Raw genomic sequence first — 23,608 nt, forward strand, 5'->3', positions numbered from 1 at the left:
CCTCTCGTCAGCAGTGCGCTGCTGAGTTACCCGTTGTTCGTCGTGCCAGAATTCAAAACTAGAAAGGCAAGGTAACTTATGTCGGTAGAACTGCTGGTAAACGTCACCCCCTCCGAAACCCGGGTCGCCCTGGTCGAGAACGGTCTGCTGCAGGAAGTGCATGTGGAGCGTCAGGCCAAGCGCGGCATCGTGGGCAACATCTACAAGGGCAAGATCAGCCGCGTGCTGCCCGGCATGCAGGCCGCCTTCGTCGACATCGGCATGGACAAGGCCGCCTTCCTGCACGCCTCCGACATCGTCCCCCATACCGAGTGCGTGGCGATCAAGGAGAAGGAGCAGTTCCAGGCCGGCAACATCGCCGAACTGGTGCGCCAGGGGCAGGACATCATGGTACAGGTGGTCAAAGACCCGCTCGGTACCAAGGGGGCTCGCCTCACCACCGACATCACCCTGCCATCCCGTTATCTGGTCTTCATGCCGGGCAGTGCCCACGTGGGGGTCTCCCAGCGCATCGAATCCGAGGCGGAGCGCGAGCGCCTCAAGCGCACCGTGGCCGGCTATGTGGACGAACTGGGCGGCTACATCATCCGCACCGCCGCCGAAGGGGTGGGGGAGCAGGAGCTGGAGCAGGACGCCGCCTTCTTGAAGCGCCTGTGGCGCAAGATCCTCGAGCGCAAGCAGAAGTATCCCCCCTGCAAGATCCTCTACGAGGATCCCAGCCTGGCGTTCAGGGTGGTGCGTGACTTCGTCGGTGCTGAGCTCGACAAGATCCGGGTCGACTCGCGCCAGAGCTTCGATCAGCTCAAGCGCTTCACCGAGGAGTACGTGCCCGAGCTGGCCAACAAGCTGGAGTACTACACCGGCGAGTCGCCGATCTTCGATCTCTACGACGTGGAGAACGAGATCCAGCGGGCCCTGGAGCGCAAGGTGGAGCTGAAATCCGGCGGCTACCTCATCATCGACCAGACCGAAGCCATGACCACGGTGGACATCAACACCGGGGCCTTCGTCGGCCATCGCAATCTGGAAGAGACCATCTTCAACACCAACGTCGAGGCCACTGCCGCCATCGCCCGTCACCTGCGGCTGCGCAACCTCGGCGGCATCATCATCATCGACTTCATCGACATGCAGTCCGAGGATCACCGTCGCCGGGTGCTGCACAGCCTGGAGCTGGCGCTGGCCAAGGACAGGGCCAAGACCAACGTCAACGGTTTCTCCCAGCTCGGGCTGGTGGAGATGACCCGCAAGCGCACCCGGGAGAGCCTGGAGCACGTGCTCTGCGCCGAGTGCCCCGAGTGCAAGGGGCGCGGCCGGGTCAAGACGGTGGAGTCGGTCTGCTTCGAGATCCTGCGGGAGATCATCCGGGTCAACCGCGCCTACGACGCGGATCAGTTCACCGTCTATGCGGCCCCCTCGGTGGCCGATTACCTGCGGGGGGAGGAGTCCCACAGTCTGGCGGAGCTTGAAGTCTTCATCGGCAAGCAGGTCAGGGTGGTCTCCGAGCCGCTCTGTGGGCAGGAACAGTTCGATGTGGTGATGATGTAATTGGTCTATCGCTGGCTGAGTCGGGGCTGGTTGGCCCTCGGAGTCTTCTTCGTGCTGCTGGCCGTTCTGGTCAGCGTGGTACGACTGGGCGGCCCCTTGCTCAACCAGCACCGGGCGGCCGTGATAGGGACCCTGCTCGGGGAGAGTCAGCTCGAGGTGAGCGTGGATCACGTCGGGCTGGAGTGGACTCCCCGCGGTCCGGCAATCGGGCTGGAAGGACTGGCCATCGCCCCCGATTCGGGGCGTTTCTCCCTGCGCCTTGGCAAGGTGTGGGCCCACCTCGACTTCTGGCGCTCCCTCAACGAACTCAGACCGGTGTTTGGCCAGTTGATCCTGAGCGACGGCAACATCGCGCTGGACATGACCCAGCCCGCCACCCCCGTCAGCGGGAAGAGCGCGAACCAGCAGGAGGCCCTGCTGCGCTTCCTGCTGACCCAGCTCTCCACCTTCGACATTCACGACACTCGCCTGAGCCTCACCACGGCACTGGGGGAGGTGCGCGCCCTCGACATCGCCCAGTTGCGCTGGCAGAACCGCGGCAAGCGGCATCAGGGGGTCGGCAAGGCCTATCTCATCAACGGGGTGGGGGAGAGCACCCTGGACCTCATCATCGATGTGGATGCCCCCGAGGTGCGGCTCGACCGCCTCAAGGGCCAGCTCTATCTGGGGGCCAGAGAGCTGGACATCAGCCCCATGCTGGCCAGGATCCACGCCGGCGCGCCGCCGGTGAGCGGCCAGCTCGACTTCCAGCTCTGGAGCGAGTTCGAGAAGGGCAGGCTCGGCAACTCCCTGCTGGCCTTTGGCAACAACCACCTGATCTGGAAAGACGAGATCAAGGGGGAGCCGCACCGCCTCGACCTGCAGGGGGGCAAGATCCAGCTGCGCCGGGACGGCGAGGCGTGGCAGCTCGCCAGCCACGACGTCACCTTCAAGCTCGATGGCGCCACCTGGCTGCACAGCCGCCTGCAGCTCGAGCGCATCGGCTCGCGCATCCAGGGCTATGTGCCCGCCATCGATCTCGACCAGATTGCCAACCTGAGCCAGCTGGTCTCCGGCCTCTATCCCGAGCTGACTGAGACCCTCAAGCGCACCCGGCCAAGGGGCCAGTTGCAGGAGCTGGTCCTGCAAGCCGACGGGGACTGGCAGGGGCTCTCTTTGCAGGGGCAACTGCGCGGCTTCGGGACCCGGGCCTGGCACGATGTGCCCGGTCTGCAAAAGCTGGACGGCGACTTCTGGCTGACCCCGAACGGGGGGCGTGCCCGCCTGACCCTGGGCAAGGGCAAGGTGGATCCGGCCCGCCACTTCAAGGAACCCATCCCGGTGGACAGCCTGAGTGCGGCCCTCGACTGGTGGCGGGCGCCGCAAGGCTGGGTGCTCTATGGCCAGGACATTGCCCTGGACAACCCGGATCTGCGCCTCGCCAGCCGGTTTCGCCTCGAGCTGTTCGAGCACCCCTTCCTCGCCCTGACCGGGCGCATCGACGTCAAGAACGCGGCCCATGCGGATCGCTACTACCCCCTGGCGGTGATGGATGAGGGGCTGGTGAGCTACCTGAGCGGCGCCATCAAGGGGGGCAAGGCCAAGGGGGCCGACCTGCTCTGGTACGGCGAATTCCGTGACTTCCCCTACGACAACGGCAAGGGCGTCTTCCAGGTGGCGGTGCCGCTGCAACAGGCCACCTACGAGTTTTTCCCGGGCTGGCAGCCGCTGACCGACCTGCAGATCGATCTGCTGTTCCAGAACGCCAGCCTCGACATGAACAGCCGCGCCACCCAGCTCGGCAAGGCCAGCTCCGACTCGGTGCACGCCTGGATCCCGGACCTCTATCCGGGGGCCCACCTCTACGTGGATGCCAAGGTTGAGGGCGAGGGCAAGGCCATCAGCGACTATTTGCAGGACTCACCGCTGGGGGGATCCGTCGGTCAGGCGCTGCGGGAGGTGGAGATCCGCGGCCCCATGAAGGGTACGGTGAAGCTCGACATACCGCTGGATGGCGAGGGGGAGGTCAAGGCCAGCGGGGAAGCCAGCTTCAAGGACAACAAGGTGAGGATCGCCTCCCTGGATCTGCCCCTCGACGGGGTCGCAGGGACGCTCGAGTATGACAACGAGCAGACGCGCATTCACAACCTCAAGGCCAGCCTGTGGAACCAGCCGCTGACCCTGGATTATCAGGGGCGGCAACTGCCCCACGGCTATCAGGCCGACCTCAAGTTCCAGGGGCAGTGGGACAGCCGCCGCCAGCGCCGGGACATACCGGCCCTCGAGATGCTCCAGGGGCGCAGCAACTGGTCGGGTACCCTGGGGCTGACCCTGCCCGAGAACAAGGCGTTCAGCTTCCAGCTGGCGCTGGACTCCAACCTGCAGGGCATGGGGCTGGATCTGCCCGTGCCCCTGACCAAGGCGGCGGGTACCCGGCTGCCCCTCAAGGTGACGGCCCGTGGGCGGGATGGCAGCGCCGACATCCGCGCCGTGCTGGGGGCGGACATCGACATGCAGAGCCGCCTGGTGTACGGCGACGGCGTGCCCTATCTTAGCCGGGTGCGGGTCAATATCGGCCAGCCTGGGGCGCGGGTGATGCAGGACAAGCCCATGCTGCTCGCCATCAACCAGCAGCAGGCGGACGTAGCCGGCTGGCTGGCACGTCTCAAGCAGTGGCTGCCGGCTGGCACGGCGCCGAGTGACAATGCGGTGGTGGGTCCCGCTTTCTTGCCCCAGGAGTGGTGGGTAGATGGCCAGCTGGCCCGTGCCGACATCGGCAGTGCCAGCCTCAAGGCGGTGCACTTCACCCTGGGGCCGGTCAATCAGGCCACCGAGGTGATGATCGACAGCCCGGACGTGATGGGGGTGGTGCGCCTGCCGGTCTCCGATCGCCAGCCCATCGATGCCAAGTTCGCCCGCATTTACTGGTCCGGCAAGAGTTCGGATCTGAGCCCGGATCCCGATGCCAGACAGGACAAGGCCATCATGGATGCCATCCCCTGGCTCACCTTCAGCTGCGTGGATTGCCGCTTCGGTGAGTTGCCGCTGGGGGAGGTGAAGGGGGAGCTGATCCCGGGGGCCGACAAGATGAGTCTCAAGGGGCTGGAGATGCGCCTGGCGGGCAGCACCCTGCGCGGCAGCGCCGAGTGGCTGGCCCGTGGCAGCCAGATGCAGACCCGTGCCAGGGTGAACCTCGAGACCCGCAACAGCGAGCTGCTGCTCAAGCGGCTCGGCTACACCTCGCCCATCGGGGATGCCCCGGGCAAGCTGGCGCTGGATCTGAACTGGCGTGACGTGCCCTACCGCCTGAGCCTGCCGACCCTGGCGGGCAGCGCCGACTACCAGCTGGAGGGGGGGACCCTGCGAGAGGTCAACGACAAGGGGGCCCGACTGCTCTCCCTGCTGAGCCTCGACTCCCTGATGCGCAAGCTGCGCCTCGATTTTCGCGACGTCTTCGACAAGGGCTTCTATTTCGAGTCCATGTCCGCCTCCGCCAAGGTCCATCAGGGGGTGGTGGAGAACAACGACTTCTACATGAAGGGGGCCGCGGGCAACCTGCGGGGCAAGGGTATCGCGGATCTGGTGCGCTGGCGGCTCGACTTTGATCTGAGCTTCTCCCCGAACCTGGGGGGCACCCTGCCCGTGGTGGCGGCCTTCTCCCTGACTCCCATCACCGGGCTCTATGTGCTGGCCCTCTCCAAGCTGCTGGAGCCCGTGGTGGACGTGGTGACCCGTATCGATTTTCGGGTCTCCGGCCCGCTGGACGCCCCCAGGCTGGTGGAGGCGGGGCGGGATCGCGCCCGCATCAAGCTCAACCAGCAGCAGAAGGAGGCGGTGGATGCGGTGGCGCCCGGCCTGCCCGCCAAGGAGGTCACCCCCTTCCTGCTCAATCCCAAGCATCAGGGCTCGGGTCAGCGCTGAGGGCCAGCGCCGGGCTGGGGGACTTTCCCCCGGCCGCCAAACCCCTCATAGTGCAGATATTGCCCGCGAGCCGAGAAGGCCTTGTGTCACCGGCTCGCCCAACAGAAGAGTGCGGATATTGCCCTGCGAGCCGAGGAGGCCTTGTGCCATCGGCTCGCCCAACAGAAGGAGCGCGTCATGTGGCTAGCCGCCATGCAGTTGATATCGGGTCGTACCTGGCAGGATAACCGGGAGCGGATCGCCGCCGAGCTGGCGAGTCTGCCCGGGGAGCGCCCCTTGCTGGTGCTGCTGCCGGAAAACTTCGCCCTCTTTGGCGAGCGGCAGGGGTATCTGGACGGGGCAGAGCCATTGGGAAATGGCCCAATCCAGCAGCAACTCTCTGATTGGGCCAAATCCCACGGCATCTGGCTGGTGGCCGGGGCCATGCCCACCGCCATCGCCGGTGCCGAGCACATCCACACCAGCACCCTGGTGTTCGATCCCGACGGCGAGCTCAAGGGGCACTACCACAAGATCCACCTGTTCGACGTGGACGTGGCGGACAATCACGGCCGCTACCGGGAGTCGGAGACCTTCAGCCCGGGTGATCAGCCTGTGCTGGTGGACTCCCCCTTTGGTCCCCTCGGCCTCTCTATCTGTTATGATCTGCGCTTTCCCGAGCTGTACCGCCAGTTGGCCCGGGCCGGTGCCCGGGTGCTGCTGGTGCCTGCCGCCTTTACCGCCGTCACCGGCGAGGCGCACTGGGAGCCCCTGTTGCGGGCCCGTGCCATCGAGAACCAGTGCTACGTGGTGGCCGCCAACCAGGGGGGCACCCACGAGACGGGGCGCCAGACCTGGGGCCACAGCATGGTGATCGACCCCTGGGGCCGGGTGCTGGCCTGTCGGGCGTCGGGGCAGGGCACTGTGCTGGCGCCGCTGGATGGGGCCCTGGTCGATGAATTGAAACGCACCATGCCGGTGCTGCAACACGCCCGCCTGTTGTGAGCCCGCGGCCGTGGATTTAACCGTTACGACATCTCGCATGAGAGTGGAGAGAAAGATTTGAGTCTATTGAGCCAGGTTAGTGCCTCCCTGTTGGCCCCGAACGATCTCGACGAAGGGCGGCTGCAACAGCTGCTCGGCAGCCTGATGAGCCATCAGGTGGAGTTCGGCGACCTCTATTTCCAGCGCAGCTGGCACGAGTCCTGGATGCTGGAGGACGGCATCGTCAAGGATGGCAGCTACAACATCGATCAGGGGGTGGGGGTGCGCGCCGTCAGCGGCGAGAAGACCGGTTTCGCCTACTCGGACGAGCTGAGCCTGCTGGCGCTGCAACAGTCGGTGACTGCCGCTCGCGGCATCGCCGCCGCCGGTGCTCACGGCAAGGTAAAAGCATGGGCTCGCACCGAAGCAAACCTGCTCTACCCGGCGCTGGATCCCCTGCAGACCCTCGACAAGCAGCAGAAAATTGCCCTGCTGGAGCAGATGGACAAGTTCGCCAGAAGTCTGGATCCCGCCATCAATCAGGTGATGGCTTCCATCAGCGGGGTCTATGAAGAGATCCTGGTGGCCGCCACCGATGGCACCCTGGCCGCCGACGTGCGCCCCCTGGTGCGCCTCTCGGTGACCGTCATCGCCGAGAAGGGGGATCGCCGTGAGCGCGGCAGCGCGGGGGGCGGTGGCCGCTTCGGTTACGACCATTTCCTCGAGCTGGACGGGCTCGAGAGCCGGGCGTTTGGCTATGTGCGCGAAGCGGTGCGCCAGGCCCTGGTCAACCTGGAGGCCATCGACGCCCCGGCCGGCACCATGCCGGTGGTGCTCGGTGCCGGCTGGCCCGGTGTGCTGCTGCACGAGGCGGTGGGTCACGGTCTGGAGGGGGACTTCAACCGCAAGGGCTCCTCCGCCTTTGCCGGGCGCATCGGCGAGCAGGTGGCTTCCAAACACTGCACCATCGTCGATGACGGCACCCTGCCGGGTCGGCGCGGCTCCGTCTCCATCGACGACGAGGGGACGCCGGGGGGTTACAACGTGCTGATCGAGAACGGCATCCTCAAGGGTTACCTGCAGGACAAGCAGAACGCCCGCCTGATGGGGGTGCCGCTCACCGGCAACGGCCGCCGCGAATCCTACGCCGCCCTGCCGATGCCGCGCATGACCAACACCTACATGCTGGCGGGTCAGTACGATCCGGCGGAGATCATCGCCTCGGTGAAGAAGGGCATTTACGCCCCCAACTTCGGTGGCGGCCAGGTGGACATCACCTCCGGCAAGTTCGTCTTCTCCGCCTCCGAGGCCTACCTCATCGAGGATGGCAAGATCACCGCGCCCATCAAGGGGGCGACCCTGATCGGCAACGGCCCCGAGGCGATGAGCCAGGTTTCCATGGTGGGCCGTGATCTCGCGCTGGATCGCGGAGTCGGGGTCTGTGGCAAGGAGGGGCAGAGCGTGCCGGTCGGTGTCGGCCAGCCCACCCTCAAGCTGGATCAGCTCACCGTGGGCGGCACCCAGTAAGGTCACACACCTTTGTAAACCCCGGCCCGGCGCCGGGGTTTTTATTGGAACGCGCAAGCAATAAAAAGCCCCGGCAGGCGCCGGGGCTGGGAAAGGGGTCGGGTCAGTTGACCGAAATGGCGCGGGCGTCGATGAAGAAGCGGGCGTGGCCGTGGTCATCCACCCTTATCTGGGCGAGCAGGCGATCCTTTCGCTTGAACTCCCATCCTGTCTTGATCCGGGTCAGCGCGGGGCTGGCGGCACCGACCACGTTCAGATACTCATGAAACAGGCTGTAGCTTCCAATCTCGGTCAGCATCTTTTCCATTTGCATATCTCCTCAAGTGATGGGGTCAGCACATGCCACGCTAGCGGCAACCTTCTGAACCCTGCCTGTACAAAAACCAGACTACCCCATCAAGATGAAGGCAATATGATCAGGCGCAAGATCAGGAGGGATTTGCACGAAAAATGACACCGTTTTCAATCAGGGCTGGCGCGGCACGGCGAGATGATCGAAGGTGGTAGATCCGGCATGGGTCGGCAAGGCGGCAGCGGGTTGTTCCATCACCTGACCATGGAAGACGGGATCCTGCGCCACCTCCTTGACGCCGTTGATGCAGAACTGCATACCCATGCACACCAGCAGGAAACCCATGATGCGGGTCATGGCGTCGATGCCGGTGGCTCCCAGGATCTTGCACACGGGATCTGCCAGCTTGAGCACACCCCAGCTGATCAGGCTCATCAGGGCGAAGGCGGTGACCATGGCGGCATAGATGACGACGCGATCGGCCTCGGCCGGCAGCTCGGCGATCTGGGCCGCGCCGCTGATCACCAGCGCCATGGTGCCGGGTCCGCACATGCTGGGCATGGTCAGGGGCACGAAGGCGATATTCTGGTTGGCCTCGACCCCGGCAGACTGGTTTGGCGAGGGGAACAGCATGCGAAAGCCGATGAAGGCGATGATGAGGCCACCGGCCAGGCGCAGGCCGGGAATGGAGATCCCGAACAGATCCAGGATGGAGGACCCGATGAAGAAGCTGACGCACAGGGTGGCGAACAGATAGAGGGCGGCCATGTTGATCTGACGGCGGATGTGCTCGCGGGACATGCCCTTGCTCAATCCCAGCAGCAGGGTGGCCGTGGTGGGCGGGTTGACCATGGGCAGCAGGGCCAGCAAGGCGAGAAAGACGACCTGGAAGAACATAGTGGACCTCGGGCAGATGGACGGATTGGGGTGAGCTGGCAGGTCCGCAGCGGACCGCCACCCGGTCGATGATATCCGCAAAGAACAAGCCCCGACAGTGCGGGGCTTGCTTGGGAAGGATCAGGCGGCCTGCGGGGTGGCCTGGCGTTGGCCGCGCTGGCGCAGCCAGAGCCAGATGCCGAGCACGAAACCGAGGGCGGCCAGGCTGACCACATAGTGGGAGGGGGCCAGCACATCGTTCTTCATCCAGAGGGTGACCAGCATGGGGGTGAGGCCGCCGAAGATGGCGTAGGCCACGTTGTAGGAGAACGACAGCCCGGAGAAGCGCACCACCGGCGGGAAGGCATTGACCATGACGTAGGGCACGGCGCCGACGATCCCCACCGCAAAGCCCACCAGCATGTAGAGGGGCACCAGCTGATCCGTGCCCGCCGCCAGGCTGTGGTAGAAGGAGTAAGTGGCACCGGCCAGCAGCAGGGAGCCCAGGATGAAGGTAGGGCCGCTGCCGATGGCATCGATCAGGCGGCCATAGACGATGCAGCCCAGGGTGAGGGCGACGATGGCCAGGGAGTTGGCGGTCAGGGCATCGGCCGGACTGATGCCGTGGACCTTCTGCAGATAGGTCGGGGTCATCAGGATCACCACCACGATGCCGGCGGAGAGCAGCCAGGTCAGCAGCATGGAGACGACGACGCTGCCCTTGTGCTCACGCAGCACCGTCTTGAGGGGCAGCTCCTCGGCCAGGGACTTGTTGGCCTGCATCTCGGCGAAGACCGGGGTCTCGTGCAGCCAGCGGCGCAGGTACATGGCGACGATGCCGAACACGCCGCCGAGCACGAAGGCCAGACGCCAGCCCCAGTCGCTCACATCGCCCGGGCTCATGCCACGGTTGATGGCGGTCGCCACCAGGGAGCCGAGCAGGATGCCGGCGGTCAGCCCCGCGGTGAGGGTGCCGCAGGCGACACCGACCCGGCGGGCGGGCACGTGTTCGGCCACGAAGACCCAGGCACCGGGGACTTCCCCGCCGATGGCGGCCCCTTGCAGGATCCGCAGCAGCAGCAGCAGGAGGGGGGCGGCGATGCCGAGCACGGCGTAGGTGGGCAGCAGGCCGATCAGCAGGGTCGGCAAGGCCATCAGGATGATGCTGAGGGTGAACATCCGCTTGCGGCCGATGAGATCGCCAAAGTGGGCCATGATGATGCCCCCCAGGGGGCGGGCCAGGTAGCCGGCGGCGAAGATGCCGAAGGTCTGGAACTGGCGCAGCCACTCGGGAATGTCGGCCGGGAAGAAGAGCTCGCCGATGACCACGGCGAAGAAGACGAAGATGATGAAGTCGTAGAATTCGAGGGCGCCGCCCAGCGCCGCCAGGCTCAGGGTCTTGTAATCCTGTCGATTGAGGGGGCGACCGTGGTCGTGCGATGTGCTGACTTTACTCATATCCTTATGTTTCCCATCGTTTTTTTAGTTATTCTCCCCGGTGTGCTGCGGGGATACGCTCACCCACGAGGGTATGCTTTTGTGTCCCGCAATGTAAATCGCACAATTCGCAACACTGTCTTGCAGCACGGTGCGGCAAGTAGCTGGAGAGATCATGACGAAGAAAAAGGTACTGCTCTCCTGGAGCAGCGGAAAAGACAGCGCCTGGGCCTTGCATCGCCTGCGCGAGGATCCGGCCATCGAGGTGGTGGGGCTGTTCACCACCCTCAACCAGGCGTTCGAGCGGGTGGCCATGCACGGGGTGCGCAAGCAGTTGTTGTTGGCACAGGCTGAGTGCGTGGGCTTGCCGCTGATCACCATCGACCTGCCCTGGCCCTGCAGCAACGAGGAGTATGGGCGCATCATGACGGGCTTCATCGCCGATGTGCAGGCCAAGGGCATTCACCACATGGCGTTCGGGGATCTCTTTCTTGAGGATGTGCGCGCCTATCGGGAGCGGCAACTGGCGGGGACCGGCATCACGCCGCTCTTCCCGCTCTGGGGCAGCGACACGACCGAGCTGGCGCAGGCGATGATCGACGCCGGGCTCAAGGCCAGGGTCTGCACCCTGGATCCGGGCAAGCTGGACGCCGGGTTAGGTGGTCATGAATTCGGTCCGGCCTTGCTGGCTGCCCTGCCCGCCGGGGTGGATCCCTGCGGCGAGAACGGGGAGTTTCACACCCTGGCCTGGGACGGCCCCATGTTCCTGCATCCCCTGCCCATCCGGGTGGGGGAGACGGTGCTGCGGGACGGCTTCGTCTTCACCGATCTGCTGGCGGAGGATCCCGAATGAGGGAAGACCCCCTCGGGTGAGAAAGGAAAGGGGCCGGCTCCGTGAGGAATCGGCCCCTTTGCGTTTGCCCCCTTCAGCGGGCGGCGAAGGTGTCGCAACTGGCGGGCTTGCCGCTGTCAAAACCGCGTTTGAACCAGGCGAGGCGCTGGGCCGAGGTGCCGTGGGTGAAGCTGTCGGGAACGACCCGGCCCTGACCTTGCTGCTGCAACCTGTCGTCGCCGATGGCCTGGGCGGCGTTGAGCGCCTCTTCCAGATCGCCGCGTTCCAGCACCTGCTCTTTTTCCATATAGTGGCCCCAGACCCCGGCGAAGCAGTCCGCCTGCAGTTCGAGCTTGACCGACAACCGGTTCTGGGCGACCTGGCTCAGCCCCTGTTGCTGCTGGCGCACCTTGGTGGAGATGCCGAGCAGGTTCTGCACGTGGTGGCCCACTTCGTGGGCGATCACATAGCCCTGGGCGAAGTCGCCGTCGGCCCCCAGCTTGTCGCGCATGTCCTGATAGAAGGAGAGATCGATGTAGACGGTGCTGTCGGCCGGACAGTAGAAGGGCCCCATCACCGACTGCCCCTGGCCGCAGCCGGTGCGGGTCGCACCGCGATAGAGCACCAGTCTGGGGGCCTGATAGTGGTTGCCACTTTGCTGGAACATCTCACCCCAGGCGTCCTCCGTGGAGGCGAGCATCACCGAGGTGAAGCGGGCGAGGGGATCGTTGGCAGTCTGGGACGAGTTCTGACGCTGGGGCTGGCTCTGCGGGGCCGGATCCTGCAGCAGGGGGCCGAGGTCCACGCCGTAGTACCCCGCCACCATGACCATCACCAGCAGGATCAGGCGCCCCTTGCCACCGATGGGCAGGCCGCCGCCCCCGTTGCCGCCGCCTTGCTGGCGTCGGTCTTCCACATTGTTGCTCTCACGGCGATCTTGCCAGCGCATATCCCCATACTCCCGTCATTGGTGGTGGCGGTAATGATAATGGCTGGCGCCGGGGCTTGCCTAATCGGCCCGGGTCATTCGGCCCAGGGCATCTCGGGCAGGCTGTCGAGGAACTCGCCGTAACGGACGAGGTTGAAGGGGCCCTGTTCGGCTTCCATGGCCATGAGTTCGGCGCCCAGGGCGCAGGCGATGTATTGCAGCGCCTCTTCCCGCGGGGTGCCCTTCATCACCAGGCGCATCAGGGTGGCTTTCACCTGGAGGGGATGGCCGTCGGCGAGCTGGTTCTCCACCATCTCCAGCAGTGTCTCTTCATCAAAAAATTCGGGGGTATCGGTCATGGCCGTTCTCCTGCCTGTTCCATGGGGTGGGCAGTATAGCGGGGACGCGGCTCCCGGGGGCGAAAATATCCTCCGGGTCTTGCCAAGGAAGCGGGGCGGGAGCAGTCTTGGACACTCTCTCTGCCGAACGAGCCCATGTCATGATCCTCTCCGAGCGCCTGGAACTGCGCGAACTGACCATTGTCGATGCCCCCTTCATTCTCGAACTGCTCAACGATGGTGATTTTCACCGCTACATCGGCGATCGCGGGGTGCGTACCCTGGCGGATGCCGAAAACTACATCCAGCAGGGGCCTGCGGTCAGTTATGCCCGCCACGGTCACGGACTCTATCTGGTGGTGCGGCGGGAAGACGGAGCCAGGCTCGGCATCTGCGGTCTGATCAAGCGCGATACCCTGCCCTGTGAAGACATCGGCTATGCCTTCCTGCCCGCCTGGCGCGGCCAGGGCTATGCCATCGAAGCCGCGCGGGCGGCCATGGCAGATGGCCGTGAACGGCTCGGCATCGAGCGGGTGGTCGCCATCGTCACCCCGGGCAATGAGCGCTCGGTCCGGCTACTCGCCAAGCTGGGGCTGAGTCAGGGCAAACGGGTCAGGCTGGGAGCCGGCGAGGAGGAGTGCCTGCTGCTGGAGGCGCCTGACAAGGAGACTTGCGGGGTCTAGTCATCGCTCGGGTGGTGGGGCCATGCAGACTATGACGTCAGGCAAGGAGGCCGCCGTGAGTTGCGGCCTGTCTGCATCGGGCGCTGCCTGGGCAGGCAGGATCAGTTGAGCTCTTCGATGGAGAACTCGCCGGCGATGCCATCACAGGAGATGGCGAAGCCGCCGCTGAAGCGGGTGCTGAACTGGATCAGGAACGCATCGTCGTCGTGCTCTTGCACGGGCAGGTTGATGGGTTTGCTGCGACGCAGGGGTTTGCGGATCTGTACGTGTTTCATCATGGTATTTCTCTATATAAATTAAGTGTTTGCTCCTTGTATTGGCAAATGTCAGGTCAATGGGCGCGGTCAGCACGATGGCGGACGAGCGCGCAGGAATACCCAGCCCGGTTCAGGGGCGTCTGCACTTTCAAGGAAGGCGCCAAGGACCACGCGGATGCATGATGCTACTTGGGAGTGGGCAGATCGGGTCTGCACCGTGAGAGCCGGGCAACGCAGGCAGACAGCCTGAACGGTTCTCAAGGCGAGTAAATCAGAAGAAGGTTATGCGGGTACTGGCAGGATTCATCGTGAGGTGAAGCATTGCGAACATAATCAGGGCTGATTAACTAGCCGGCGCGCATTCTCTCCTCGAAATGTGTAAAAAGCAAACACTAATTGTGCGCTCACTCTGTCATTCCCTGTTTTTCACTGCCACGGGGACGGCAAAAGGGCTCCCGAGGGAGCCCTTTTCATTGCCGGTCAGGGACGGGCTCAGGCGTCGCCACAGGCCTTCTTGGCGGCGGTGATCATGGGGGTAATGGTCATACCCTGTACCACGATGGAGAACATCACCACCGAGTAGGTCATCACCAGGATCACCTGGCGCAGATCGACGTTGTGTTCCGGGATCATCATGACACCGGATGGCAGTGCCAGGGCCATGGCCATGGCCAGGCCGCCACGCAGGCCGCCCCAGGTGAGGATGCGCACCGAGAAGGTGTTGTAGCTGCGGAACTTGCGGAACGCCACATAGGGCAGGGAGACGCTGATGAAGCGTGCGGCCAGGCAGAGCGGCACCGCGATGACCAGCAGGATCCAGTCGCGCCAGGCCAGATCCAGCAGCACCAGTGCCAGACCGATCAGCAGGAACAGCAGGGCGTTGAGGAACTGATCCATCAACTCCCAGAAGTGATCCAGGTGGTGCTGGCTCTGCTCGGAGAAGCCGGAATGACGGGTCCAGTTGCCGATCATGATGCCGGTCACCACCATGGCCAGGGCGCCGGAGACGCCGATCATGTTGGCGAAGGCGAAGCCCGCGGTCGGGATGCAGAGGGTCAGCAGCAGCTCCAGGGAGCCGTCGTCGGTGGCGCTGATCATCACGTGGGCGATGAGGCCCAGCACGGCCCCGAACAGGATGCCGCCGAGGGCCTCATGCAGGAACAGACCGGCCACGCTGCCGAAGGTGGGCTCCACGCCGCCAAAGGCCACGGCAAACACGGTGGCGAAGATGACGAGGCCGACACCGTCGTTGAACAGGGATTCCCCCTCGATCTGGATGGCGATCTGGGGTGGCGCCTTCATCTTCTTGACGATGGCCAGTACGGCGATGGGGTCGGTGGGGGAGATCAGGGCACCGAACAACATGCAGTAGACCAGCGGCAGGTCCCAGCCCAGCAGCTTGGCGATGAACCAGAAGCCGTAGCCGATGAGGAAGGTGGAGAGCAGGGTGGCGGCTATGGCCAGAATGGTGATTTCCCACTTCTGGCTACGCAACGCCTTGAGGTTGATGCCAAGCCCGCCGGCGAACAGCAGGAAGCCCAGGATCCCCTTCAACAGGAAGTTCTGGAAGTCGATGCTCTCCATGGTCTTGATGGCGAGAGGCTCCAGATTGAACCAACCCAGTTTGCCAAACAGCACCAGCAGCGCGGAGATCAGCATGGAGCCCGCAGTGATGGCGATGGTGGTCTGGATCTTCACAACATACTGGTTGGCAAAGGCGATGAAGATCGCCAACGCTGCCAGGAAGCAGAGTGTGTAGTAGACGCTCATAGTTATTTTTCTCTTTGGTAAACAGCAAGCACGTATCCCTCTTGAGGACGGGCATAGGGTACTCCCGGGTTAGATCATGCTCATTACCTATTTATGGTTATATTTAATCGTCATCACGGACAGATAGACGGCTAGATTTCCATTTAATTTGATTGCTGCTAGGATGGGCATCACGCAGTTGCATGGATGTAAGGGGTACGAGCGGTGTCGAGCAGAGAGTCGAACAAGAAAGCGGATGTCACAACCAGGCTGGAAGCCTGTCTCAAGGAGCGGATCCTGATCATCGACGGGGCCATGGGCACCATGATCCAGGGTTACAAACTCGGTGAGGCGGACTATCGGGGGGAGCGATTTGCCGACTGGCATACCGACATCAAGGGCAACAACGACCTGCTGGTGTTGAGCCGTCCCGCCGTTATTCGCGAGATCCACGACCAGTATTGTGCCGCCGGGGCCGACATCCTAGAGACCAACACCTTCAACGCCACCCGCATCGCCATGGCGGACTACGAGATGGAAGCGCTCTCGGCCGAGATAAACCGGGAGGCGGCCCGCCTGGCCCGCGCCGTGGCGGACGAGTGGACCGCCAAGGACCCGGCGAAACCGCGCTTTGTGGCAGGGGTTCTGGGCCCCACCAACCGTACCGCCTCCATCTCGCCGGACGTGAACGATCCGGGCAAGCGCAACGTCACCTATGACGAGCTGGTGGCCGCCTACACCGAATCGACCCACGCCCTCATCGAGGGCGGTGCCGACATCATCCTGATCGAGACCATCTTCGACACCCTCAACGCCAAGGCGGCCGCCTTCGCGGTGGACCTGGTGTTCGAGGAGCTGGGTTACAGCCTGCCGGTGATGATCTCCGGCACCATCACGGACGCCTCCGGTCGTACCCTCTCGGGCCAGACCACCGAGGCCTTCTACCACTCCCTTCGTCACGTCAAACCGGTCTCGTTCGGCCTCAACTGTGCGCTGGGGCCGGACGAGCTGCGCCAGTACGTGGAGGAGCTGTCCCGCATCAGCGAGACCCATGTCAGCGCCCACCCCAACGCCGGTCTGCCCAATGCGTTTGGCGAGTACGACCTGGACGCGGTCGAGATGGCGGAGCATATCCGCGAGTGGGCTTCGAGCGGCTTTCTCAACCTGGTGGGCGGCTGCTGCGGCACCACCCCGACCCACATCCGCGCCATGGCGGACGCCGTGGCGGGCATCAAGCCCCGCGCCCTGCCGGATCTGCCGGTGGCCTGCCGGTTGTCGGGCCTGGAGCCTCTCATCATCACGGCGGACTCCATGTTCGTGAACGTGGGTGAGCGGACCAACGTCACCGGTTCGGCCAAGTTCAAGCGCTTGATAAAAGAGGGGCTCTACGACGAGGCCCTGGACGTGGCCAAGCAGCAGGTGGAAAACGGCGCCCAGATCATCGACATCAACATGGATGAGGGGATGCTGGACGCCGAGGCGGCCATGGTGCGCTTCCTGAACCTCATCGCCGGGGAACCGGACATCGCCCGGGTGCCGGTGATGATTGACTCCTCCAAGTGGGAGGTGCTGGAGGCGGGCCTCAAGTGCGTGCAGGGCAAGCCGGTGGTCAACTCCATCTCCATGAAGGAGGGGGAGGACAAATTCATCGAGCAGGCGAAACTGCTGCGCCGCTACGGCGCCGCCGTCATCGTCATGGCGTTCGACGAGGTGGGCCAGGCCGATACCCGGGCCCGCAAGTTCGAGATCTGCCAGCGCGCCTACCGCATTCTGGTGGACCGCGTCGGCTTCCCGCCGGAAGACATCATCTTCGACCCCAACATCTTCGCGGTGGCGACCGGCATCGACGAGCACAACAACTACGCGGTGGACTTCATCGAGGCGGTGAAGGACATCAAAACGCACCTGCCCCACGCCATGATCTCCGGCGGCGTCTCCAACGTCTCCTTCTCCTTCCGTGGCAACGAGCCGGTGCGCGAAGCCATCCACGCTGTCTTCCTCTACCACGCCATCAGGAACGGCATGGACATGGGGATCGTCAACGCGGGCCAGCTTGCCATCTACGAAGACATCCCGGCCGAGCTCAAAGAGAAGGTCGAGGCGGTAGTGCTGAACCTCAACGACAACGCCACCGAGGCGCTGCTGGCCATCGCCGAGAAGTATCGCGGTGCCGGCGCCCAGGCCGAGGATCCGCGGGATCAGGAGTGGCGCAGCTGGCCGGTGGGCAAGCGGCTCGAACACGCCCTGGTCAAGGGGATCACCGACTTTATTGAGGAGGATACCGAGGAGGCGCGCGCCCAGGCCGAGAAGCCGCTGCACGTCATCGAGGGGCCGCTGATGGATGGCATGAACGTGGTGGGCGATCTGTTCGGCGCCGGCAAGATGTTCCTGCCCCAGGTGGTGAAGTCGGCCCGGGTGATGAAGCGGGCGGTGGCCTACCTGCAGCCTTACATCGAGGCGGAGAAGTCCGGCGGCTCCAGCAATGGCAAAATCGTGCTGGCCACCGTCAAGGGCGACGTGCACGACATCGGCAAGAACATCGTCGGGGTGGTGCTCCAGTGCAACAACTTCGAGATCGTGGATCTCGGGGTCATGGTCTCCTGCGAGACCATCCTCAAGACGGCCCGGGAAGTGAACGCCGACATCATCGGCCTGTCGGGCCTCATCACTCCGTCCCTGGACGAGATGGTGCACGTAGCAAAGGAGATGGAGCGTCAGGGGTTCAAGCTGCCGCTGCTCATCGGCGGTGCCACCACTTCCAAGGCCCACACCGCGGTGAAGATAGAGCAGAACTACTCCGAGCCCGTGGTCTATGTCTCCAACGCCTCCCGCGCCGTGGGGGTGGCCCAGAGCCTGCTGAGCCCGGAGCTCAAGCCCGCCTTCGTCGCCCGCATCGACAAGGAGTACGAGATTGCCCGGGATCAGCATGCCCGCAAGCAGCCGCGCTCCAAGCCGGTTTCCCTGGCCCATGCCCGGGCCAACCGCCATCAGCTGGACTGGGTCGGTTATGAGCCCCCGGCGCCCCGGGAGCCCGGCGTGCAGACCTTCGAAAACGTGCCCATCTCTGTGCTGCGCCCCTACATCGACTGGACGCCGTTTTTCCTCAGCTGGGAGCTGGCGGGCAAGTTCCCCCGCATTCTGGAGGATGAAGTCGTGGGGGAGGAAGCGACGCGCCTCTACGCCGACGCCAACGCCATGCTGGACCAGCTGGAGAAGGATCAGAGCGTGCGCTGCGCCGGCATTGTCGGCCTGTTCCCCGCCAACGCCGTGGGGGACAGCATCGAGGTTTACACCGACGAGTCCCGCACTGAAGTGAAAAAAGTGCTGCACCACCTGCGCCAGCAGAGCGAGAAGCAGGGCTTCCCCAACTACTGTCTGGCGGACTATGTGGCGCCGAAAGAGAGCGGCAAGCCCGACTGGATCGGCGCCTTCGCGGTGACCGGCGGCATCGGCGAGGAGGCCATCGCCAAGGCCTACAAGGCGGACCACGACGACTACAACGCCATTCTCATCCAGGCGGTGTGCGATCGCCTCGCCGAGGCCTTTGCCGAATACCTCCACGAGCAGGTGCGCAAAGTGCACTGGGGCTATGCCCCGGACGAGGCGCTCAGCAACGAAGAGCTTATCCGCGAAAATTACCAGGGAATACGCCCGGCGCCGGGCTACCCGGCCTGCCCGGAGCACACCGAGAAGGGGAGCATCTGGGAGCTGCTGGACGTGGAGCAGGCCATCGGCATGCAGCTCACCGAGTCCTACGCCATGTGGCCGGGGGCGGCGGTGTCGGGCTGGTACTTCTCCCACCCCGAGAGCAAGTATTTCGCCGTGGCCCAGATCCAGCAGGATCAGGTGGAAGACTACGCCATGCGCAAGGGGATGACCCTGGCAGAGGCCGAACGCTGGCTGGGGCCCAACCTGCATTGATCCCCGTCTGCCCCGTCTCACGCGGTGCGGGGCAGGCGCCGGGTACGTACGCCATATTGAGGTTGCCATGAAGATTGGATTTGTCGGTCTGGGGGCCGTGGTGCAGACAGCCTATCTGCCTGCACTTGCCACCCTGGCGGAAAATCCCGAGATATGGGGTTTTGATCCCGCCATCACCCTGCCCGGTGTCATGTCTGCGCCGACCCTGGAAGCCCTGCTGGCCGAACCCCTGGATCGGCTGGTGATCGCCACCCCTTCCCTGCTGCATCTGCCCGTGCTGGAGCAGGCACTGGCCAGCGCCATTCCCCTCATCCTGGTGGAGAAACCCGTGGTGGCCACCCTGGCCCAGCGCGATCGCCTGCGCGCCCTGCTGGCGGACCCCGAGGTCGCAGCCAGGGTGCTGGCGCTGGATCATTGGATGGCCCGCAATGCCGTCCAGCAGTTGCTGCTGAGCGGCAAACTGGATGAAGGCTGGCAGCCTCGGGAATCAGACGGCGCCGGGGGCGGGCTGGCCACCCTCGCCGATATCAGCGCGGTGGAGGGCTTTTTGCTGGAACCCTGCGGCCTGGACGAGGCGGGGCATCCCTATGCCCTCAACTTCGCCACCGGCGAGCCGGATCGGCGGGTCCTGCGCCATCCAGACGGGGTGATCCTCGACATCGGTACCCATCTGCTGGCGATGATCCGGGAACTGCTGGTGGCCCTGGGTGGGGACGACCGCCTGCACCTGATCGCGGAGGGCATCTGCGACCGGCTGGGGCAGCCCATCCGGCGCGGGGATCTGGAGACTGCCGAGGGGCGGGCCTGCCTGCGCGGCGAGGCGGCAGGGGTGCCCCTGACCCTCTGGCTCGACAAGTATGCCGGTCCCGGGGTGGAGAAGAAGGGGCTTTGCCTGCACCTCAAGGACGGGCGGCGCATCGAGCTGCTTCGCTGCGGCAACCTGGAGTGGTTGCACCATCACGACGTCGACGGGATGCGGGGCTGGCAACATGAGGGGCCCCTCTATCGCCACTGCATCGCCCAGACCCTGCTGGCGCCCTTGCCTGTCACGGGTTGGGCCGGAGTCACGGCGCGCCGTTTGCAGGAGGTCGCCCTGCTGCTTGAGTTGCAACAAGGGCTGCGCGGCCCCCATTGACGTCGCTGGCGCCATCGGACATGAGGGCTGGTGGCTGGCGCCGTCTTGCAGAACGGTCCCTGGCTTTGGTCCGTTCTTGAGTGCGGCACTCTCGGTTTTTGCCTGTTCTTGCAGAACCGCGCATGGTGAGGGGAAAGGATTGGCGTTGCCAGTCGTTCATGGCACCTTATACTCTCCAGTCCGATTATCAGGTCTGCCATTTCCATGAATATTGCCATTTTATCCCGTGAGCCCAACAACTACTCCACCCGCCGTCTGGTCGAGGTGGCCCGGGCCCGTGGGCATCAGGTCGAGGTGCTCGACACCCTGCGCTGCTACATGAACATCGCCTCCCACAGCCCCTCCATCCATTACGAAGGACGGGAGCTGGAGAGCTATGACGCCGTGATCCCGCGCATCGGTGCCAGCATCACCTTCTATGGCACCGCCGTGCTGCGCCAGTTCGAGATGATGAGCACCATGGCCCTCAACAGCTCGGTGGCCATCTCCCGCTCCCGGGACAAGCTGCGCGCCATGCAGCTGCTCTCCCGTCACGGCATCGGCCTGCCAGTGACCGGCTATGCCCACAGCACCCACGACGTACCGGATCTCATCACCATGGTGGGGGGCGCCCCCCTGGTGGTGAAGCTGCTGGAGGGCACCCAGGGGATTGGCGTGGTGCTGTGCGAAACCCAGAAGGCCGCGGAGAGCGTCATCGAGGCCTTTATCCAGACCAACAACAACATCCTGGTGCAGGAGTACATCCGCGAGGCCAACGGCGCCGATATCCGCTGCCTGGTGGTCAACGGCAAGGTGGTGGCCGCCATGCGCCGCCAGGCCCAGCCGGGGGAGTTTCGCTCCAACCTGCACCGGGGCGGCACCGCCGAAGCCATCAAGATCACGCCGGAAGAGCGTGCCACCGCCGTGCAGGCCGCCAAGATCATGGGGCTGGACGTGGCCGGGGTGGATATTCTGCGTAGCGCCCGCGGCCCGCTGGTGCTGGAAGTTAACTCCTCCCCCGGTCTGCAGGGGGTGGAAGCCGCCTCCGGCAAGGACGTGGCGGGCAAGATCATCGAGTTCCTCGAGCTCAAGGCGAGCCGCAAGCACAAGCCGGCGGAATGAGCCCCAAACGAGTGTCATACAGGTAAACACAGGGCGCCCTCGGGCGCCTTGTTGCTATCTGGAGGGTGGGCTGGAAGGCAGCGGGCTTGCCGGGAAGTGTCTCCCTTCTCCCACTGTGTTGAACAGCCGGGCAGAAGGGCCGGGAATGAGGGGGCTATGCCGCCCCGGGGGCGCCGGGGATCATCACCAGCCGGGCGCTGAAGATGCCATCTTCCAGCCGGGTCTCAATCTGCCAGCCCAGCTTCTCGCAGATGCGCTGGATGATGGTGAGACCGCAGCCGTAGCCGAGGATCTGATCCGGCGCGGCGGCGGTGGGGTTGCTGATGGTGAGCACCTGCTCGTGCAGGGTGATCTCGATGTGCCCCTCGGCGTAGCTCAGGGCGTTTTTCAAGAGGTTGCCGAGGGCGATGGCGAGCAGGGAGAGGGGGGCATGCACCTCGCTCTCCTCGTCCAGTTGCAGGCGAATGTCCAGCGTCTCCCGTTGCAGCAGGGGGGCGAGGCGGGTCAGCTCCCGGCGAATGAGCGGCGCCACCTGCTGGGGCGGGCGTTCCACGGCCTCCTTGCGTCCCAGCAGCAGGAAGGTTTCGGTGAGCAGGGCCATCTCGTCGGCGGCGGCGCGGATGCGGCTGACGGCGCGGGCTGCCGGGGCGGGCAGGTCATTCACCTTGCCGAGCAGGGCCGCGGATCCCTGGATCACCATGTTGGGGGTGCGCAGCTCGTGGCTCGCGAAGCGGCTGAACTCCTGTTCACGGGCAAACACGGCGGCTACCTCGTGCTTGCCCGCCAGCAGCGCCTGCTCTATCTCTCGCAGCTCCTGCCAGGGGGCATCGGGCACGAAGTCCCCCTGATCCGGGGTCAGGTGGGCGACCCGCTGGCGCAGCCGCTCCAGCGGCCTGGTGATGTGACGCACCAGCCAGATGCCGAAGGCGAGGCTCCCCAGCAGCAGGGCCAGGCCGATGAGGCGGGTCACCAGATGCAACTTGGCTTCGTAAGGGTCCAGGTAGTCGTCCGCATCGTCGTTGAACACCAGATAGAGCAGCCCCTGACCCGAGGGGTGGGCGCGTACCAGGAAGTGCTTGTCCTCCCGGCCCAGCTGATGCTCGAAGAAGCCGGGGCTCTGGTAGGCCTTGAGCCAGGCGGGCAGGCGGCCCGCCTCTGTCCAGTAGCTGGAGAACTGGCGCGGGCTGGGGGCGGGGGCAGCCATGCCGAGGCGCAACCAGTCGTCGTCATAGCGGGTTGCCTCCGCCTCCAGCCAGTGGCGCAGGCTCAGCTCCTCCATCTTGTTCTCGGCCACCACCATCAGCAGGCTCAGGATCACCAGCAGCAGCAGACCGGCCCCTCCCAGCGCCAGCACCAGGCGCCGGCGCAGGCTCGGCAGACCGGAGGCAAGGGGCGGCGTCGGGTTCGTCATGGGGTCACCAGCCGGTAGCCCTGGCCGTGCAGGGTCTCCAGCATGGGGGTGGGGAAGGGCTTGTCGAGGGCGCTGCGCAGGGCATAGATGTGGCTGCGCAGGGCGTCTGAGTCGGGCTCCTCGTCGCCCCAGACGGTGTCGAGCACCTCCTGGCGCGTCACCAGCTGGGGCGCGCGCTTCACCAGCAGGGTGAGGATTTGGAACGGGATCTTGCCGAGCTTGAGCTCCACCCCGGCGCGGGTGGCGCGGCCGCTGGCGGGATCCACCGTCAGATCGCCAAAGCCGAGGACGCCCATGTCCCCTCTGGGGCCACGCAGGCTGAGGGCCTCCAGGCGCACCTCCAGCTCCTCCATGGCGAACGGCTTGACCAGATAGTCGTCGCCCCCCGCCCGAAAGCCTGCCAGCTTGTCCTCCAGGCTGTCACGGGCGGTGAGAAAGAGCACCGGGGTCGCGATGCCGTCCGCACGCAGCCGCTCCACGGTACGCAGGCCGTCGAGGCGCGGCATCATGACGTCCATGATGATGACGTCGAAGCGCTCCTGGGCCAGCAGTTGCAGCGCGGCCTGGCCGTGATAGGCGCAGTCCACCCTGTGCCCGGCCAGCGCCAGATAGTCCATGATGGTCTCCGCCACCTGGGGACTGTCTTCCACCACCAGTATTTTCATGCTCTGATCTCCTGGTCTGCGCCGCTATTTCACGGCCATTTCACA

At 64.9% G+C, this 23,608-nt stretch carries 18 protein-coding genes; 9 read left to right on the forward strand and 9 right to left on the reverse strand.

Annotated elements, in window-relative coordinates:
- Positions 1–78 precede the first annotated feature (78 nt).
- From rng to tldD, 4 genes are all read left to right on the forward strand, one after another.
- Entirely contained in the window at positions 79–1,548 is a 1,470-nt protein-coding gene (gene rng / locus AB5Y50_RS07355) for a ribonuclease G (RefSeq protein ID WP_010672637.1), read from the forward strand.
- A complete protein-coding gene (locus AB5Y50_RS07360) occupies positions 1,549–5,448 on the forward strand; it encodes a YhdP family protein (protein WP_069785495.1) in 3,900 nt (1,299 codons plus the stop codon).
- A 177-nt stretch (positions 5,449–5,625) separates the two neighbouring features.
- Positions 5,626–6,432: a carbon-nitrogen hydrolase family protein gene (locus AB5Y50_RS07365; protein ID WP_069785496.1), complete on the forward strand. Its 807-nt coding sequence runs from the start codon at positions 5,626–5,628 to the stop codon at positions 6,430–6,432.
- Positions 6,433–6,489: 57 nt separating this feature from the next.
- Entirely contained in the window at positions 6,490–7,938 is a 1,449-nt protein-coding gene (gene tldD, locus AB5Y50_RS07370; RefSeq protein ID WP_161469776.1) for a metalloprotease TldD, read from the forward strand.
- 103 nt (positions 7,939–8,041) lie between these two features.
- Here tldD and AB5Y50_RS07375 read toward each other — a convergent pair whose 3' ends face one another.
- The 3 genes from AB5Y50_RS07375 to AB5Y50_RS07385 all read right to left on the reverse strand — a co-directional run bounded on the left by AB5Y50_RS07375 (position 8,042) and on the right by AB5Y50_RS07385 (position 10,564).
- Positions 8,042–8,245: a hypothetical protein gene (locus AB5Y50_RS07375; RefSeq protein ID WP_041212219.1), complete on the reverse strand. Its 204-nt coding sequence runs from the start codon at positions 8,243–8,245 to the stop codon at positions 8,042–8,044.
- A 159-nt stretch (positions 8,246–8,404) separates the two neighbouring features.
- Positions 8,405–9,127, reverse strand: coding sequence for a MarC family NAAT transporter (locus AB5Y50_RS07380; protein WP_049637296.1), 723 nt, complete (start codon positions 9,125–9,127; stop codon positions 8,405–8,407).
- 120 nt (positions 9,128–9,247) lie between these two features.
- Entirely contained in the window at positions 9,248–10,564 is a 1,317-nt protein-coding gene (locus AB5Y50_RS07385) for an MFS transporter (RefSeq protein WP_049637295.1), read from the reverse strand.
- Positions 10,565–10,718: 154 nt separating this feature from the next.
- On the opposite strand from AB5Y50_RS07385, the gene AB5Y50_RS07390 reads away from it, so the two are divergent.
- A complete protein-coding gene (locus tag AB5Y50_RS07390) occupies positions 10,719–11,396 on the forward strand; it encodes an ATP-binding domain-containing protein (protein WP_049637294.1) in 678 nt (225 codons plus the stop codon).
- A 73-nt stretch (positions 11,397–11,469) separates the two neighbouring features.
- Here the strand turns inward: AB5Y50_RS07390 and AB5Y50_RS07395 are convergent, their stop codons facing one another.
- On the reverse strand, positions 11,470–12,324 hold the full coding sequence (locus AB5Y50_RS07395; protein ID WP_053288079.1) for a neutral zinc metallopeptidase: 855 nt from the start codon (positions 12,322–12,324) through the stop codon (positions 11,470–11,472).
- Positions 12,325–12,398: 74 nt separating this feature from the next.
- Positions 12,399–12,662, reverse strand: a complete 264-nt coding sequence (locus tag AB5Y50_RS07400) for a hypothetical protein (protein WP_039040440.1) — start codon at positions 12,660–12,662, stop codon at positions 12,399–12,401.
- A gap of 140 nt (positions 12,663–12,802) precedes the next feature.
- Between AB5Y50_RS07400 and AB5Y50_RS07405 the strand changes: the two genes are divergently transcribed.
- Entirely contained in the window at positions 12,803–13,324 is a 522-nt protein-coding gene (locus AB5Y50_RS07405) for a GNAT family N-acetyltransferase (RefSeq protein WP_010672652.1), read from the forward strand.
- A gap of 101 nt (positions 13,325–13,425) precedes the next feature.
- On the opposite strand, the gene AB5Y50_RS07410 is transcribed toward AB5Y50_RS07405, so the two are convergent.
- Positions 13,426–13,602: a hypothetical protein gene (locus AB5Y50_RS07410; RefSeq protein ID WP_010672653.1), complete on the reverse strand. Its 177-nt coding sequence runs from the start codon at positions 13,600–13,602 to the stop codon at positions 13,426–13,428.
- Between the two features lie 471 nt (positions 13,603–14,073).
- Positions 14,074–15,351, reverse strand: a complete 1,278-nt coding sequence (locus AB5Y50_RS07415; RefSeq protein ID WP_042880492.1) for a sodium:proton antiporter — start codon at positions 15,349–15,351, stop codon at positions 14,074–14,076.
- A 204-nt stretch (positions 15,352–15,555) separates the two neighbouring features.
- On the opposite strand from AB5Y50_RS07415, the gene metH reads away from it, so the two are divergent.
- From metH to rimK, 3 genes are all read left to right on the forward strand, one after another.
- Positions 15,556–19,251, forward strand: a complete 3,696-nt coding sequence (metH, locus tag AB5Y50_RS07420; protein WP_053288080.1) for a methionine synthase — start codon at positions 15,556–15,558, stop codon at positions 19,249–19,251.
- 67 nt (positions 19,252–19,318) lie between these two features.
- Positions 19,319–20,386, forward strand: a complete 1,068-nt coding sequence (locus AB5Y50_RS07425; protein WP_053288081.1) for a Gfo/Idh/MocA family oxidoreductase — start codon at positions 19,319–19,321, stop codon at positions 20,384–20,386.
- A gap of 204 nt (positions 20,387–20,590) precedes the next feature.
- A complete protein-coding gene (rimK, locus tag AB5Y50_RS07430) occupies positions 20,591–21,487 on the forward strand; it encodes a 30S ribosomal protein S6--L-glutamate ligase (RefSeq protein WP_010672657.1) in 897 nt (298 codons plus the stop codon).
- A 154-nt stretch (positions 21,488–21,641) separates the two neighbouring features.
- Here the strand turns inward: rimK and AB5Y50_RS07435 are convergent, their stop codons facing one another.
- Entirely contained in the window at positions 21,642–22,898 is a 1,257-nt protein-coding gene (locus AB5Y50_RS07435) for a HAMP domain-containing sensor histidine kinase (RefSeq protein WP_053288082.1), read from the reverse strand.
- Positions 22,895–23,563 carry a response regulator transcription factor gene (locus AB5Y50_RS07440; protein WP_049637286.1) on the reverse strand — a complete coding sequence of 223 codons (669 nt, stop codon included), beginning with the start codon at positions 23,561–23,563 and terminating at the stop codon, positions 22,895–22,897. Before AB5Y50_RS07440 ends, AB5Y50_RS07435 begins: the two co-directional genes overlap by 4 nt.
- Positions 23,564–23,608: the final 45 nt, after the last annotated feature.

Source organism: Aeromonas sp. s6 (assembly GCF_040907815.1).
Lineage (GTDB): Bacteria > Pseudomonadota > Gammaproteobacteria > Enterobacterales > Aeromonadaceae > Aeromonas > Aeromonas caviae.